Origin of the sequence: Candidatus Phytoplasma pruni, assembly GCF_013391955.1 — a bacterium.
Classification (GTDB): Bacteria; Bacillota_I; Bacilli_A; order Acholeplasmatales; family Acholeplasmataceae; genus Phytoplasma.
The window spans coordinates 1-2,166 of record NZ_JABUOH010000006.1 but is presented as its reverse complement, the minus strand read 5'-3'; the positions used below and the strand labels follow the sequence as shown (position 1 = coordinate 2,166).

The following is a 2,166-nucleotide window of genomic DNA, read 5'->3' as shown; positions in this document are numbered from 1 at the left end:
TTTAACAATGAATAACAAAGAAAAACAAAAAAAATTAGTAGCCTTAGAGGAATTTCAAAATTCCTTTCTTTATTACAACTACGATTCTACCGTAGAGGAACAAGAAATGTCAAATTACACAATAATGGAAGCATTAGAATCGATGATCGCTATTTACAAACACGACGGTTTTACAGAACATTTCGATGAAGCCGACGTCAACGATCTACCCAATGTTTTAATGAAAAAAACCGACCACGTCGCTGATTTATTAGCAGATGTTTACGACGCCATTGAATCCATCCGCTACGAATTGGAACGCCAAACCAACAATTTATCCGAAAATAACGAATAACCCCAGACCCTATCTCACCCATAGGGTCTTTTTATTTAAATAAAAAATAAAAATAAAAACAAAATCAAAGGAGATTTAACAATGAATAACACACAAAAACAAAAAAAATTATTAGCCTTAGAGGAATTTCAAAATTCTTTTAACTATTATAACTACGATTGCACCGTAGAAGAACAAGGATTGCACAATAAAACAATAATTGAACTATTAGACTCGATGATTGATGTTTACCGCCACGACGGTTTTACAGAACATTTCGATGAAGCCGACGTCAACGATCTACCCGAGTTTTTAATAGAAAAGACCGACCACGTCGCTAATTTATTAGTAAATGTTTACAACACAATCGAATCCATCCGCTACCTACTAGAACGTCAAACAAACAATTTATCCGAAAATAACGAATAACCCCAGACCCTAAAAATTTAGGGTCTTTTTTTTCATCAACAAAAAAACACGCTCCGGCAGAAATAACACGATCCTCTACATCTGAACCTCTGCCACAAAATAAAAATAAAAAAGGAGGCTCTCAAAAATGAGTCAAAAAAACAAAATCAAAAAAATTCCCATCAAAAATACATCTCTAACCGTTAACGAAAGTTTTTCATTTGAAAAAATAGGTAAATATTTACTAGATTTCGGTACTGGTTTATCATTTCACACCAAACTTGCAAAGTTTCGATTGTCCGACGTTTGGGAAAAAATCTTAAACAGCAACCCTTCAAAAAGACCTAATGAATTTTTAAGAAATAAATCTACTCAAAAATTAATCAAAGCTGAAAATGAACGTCTTAAAAAAGAATCCCTAAAATTGGGCAATTTGACGTACGGGAATTCCCGTACGTCAAATACCCCTTGTGTTCACAAAATTCAAGGTGTGAGAGAACACGAGTGGTACGCAACCGCCGTTATTGTTCTAGAATACATTAAATGGGCTGATAAAACCATTAGTGTCGCTCAATTATTTAATCAAATGAGTGCATCTTACTTACAATACTATAAATTAAAAGAAGCAGAAGAATTACATGCTAACCCTCGCGAAATCAGCAAAGAAAATTATAACAAAATTTGTAAATTAATTAGTCTTTTAACTGAAAGATCTGGTTATAACACTTCCACTTTTTCTTATTCTAAACCAGCCGCCAACATTACCAAAGGTTTATTTAATATAACGCCTAAGGAATTTGATGATGCTGTCGATGAAAAGATCCGTCCAATGGTAAGTAGAGATTGTATTATCTCTTATAATTTAGCCCAAAAAAAATTCATAGACCAATTGGAAGAAAGAATTTTTAACGGTGTTAAAACTAGCCCCACAGAAATCAACGAATTAGCTACTGAGGCTGCTATACAAGCCAAACGTGAGTCCGAAATAATGGGTTTAGAGATTAAATTAGAAACTCATAATTTCCATTCTTTAACTAAAAAGAAAAAAGTTTTATTATAATCCAACTTTTAATAACCATTAATTCCCAAAGAAAGGAACCTCAATTAATGAACTCTCTAAATGCGACCAAAATAAGGCAAGATTTTTCCATGCATGTCTTGTTAAAAAAATTAAATATCTTACCCCCTCATTCTCATCCTGACTACCGTTTCCCTTGTCCGATACACAAGGGAAACAACCCCACGACTTGCCGCATTAACGACTATAACAAAATCTATTGTTTCAAATGCGCCAAATCCTACGATGTCATTGATGTTTACAGCACCCTCCATCAAACGCCCTTCAAAACAACCTTAATTAGGTTAAATCAATTTCTCCAAGACCCAGAATATCAAGAATTACTCCAACAAAAACCATCCCACAACAAACAACAACCACGCTCCGG

The 2,166-nt window shown here is 33.9% G+C and carries 4 protein-coding genes; all 4 read left to right on the top strand.

The window, feature by feature from the left end; all coding sequences use genetic code 11:
- A partial coding sequence (locus HR065_RS00210; protein WP_178733910.1) for a hypothetical protein occupies window positions 1–334 on the top strand: 334 nt, incomplete at its 5' end.
- 81 nt (window positions 335–415) lie between these two features.
- Window positions 416–742: a hypothetical protein gene (locus HR065_RS00205; protein WP_178733909.1), complete on the top strand. Its 327-nt coding sequence runs from the start codon at window positions 416–418 to the stop codon at window positions 740–742.
- A gap of 127 nt (window positions 743–869) precedes the next feature.
- Window positions 870–1,781 carry a KilA-N domain-containing protein gene (locus tag HR065_RS00200; RefSeq protein WP_178733908.1) on the top strand — a complete coding sequence of 304 codons (912 nt, stop codon included), beginning with the start codon at window positions 870–872 and terminating at the stop codon, window positions 1,779–1,781.
- Window positions 1,782–1,828: 47 nt separating this feature from the next.
- The coding region (locus HR065_RS00195; RefSeq protein WP_244948316.1) for a CHC2 zinc finger domain-containing protein at window positions 1,829–2,166 on the top strand (338 nt) is incomplete at its 3' end.

What these genes read in the sequence shown, in the direction of transcription:
- HR065_RS00205 (WP_178733909.1), top strand. Translation starts at nt 416, where the DNA reads ATGAATAACACACAAAAACAAAAAAAATTATTAGCCTTAGAGGAATTT.
- HR065_RS00200 (WP_178733908.1), top strand. Translation starts at nt 870, where the DNA reads ATGAGTCAAAAAAACAAAATCAAAAAAATTCCCATCAAAAATACATCT.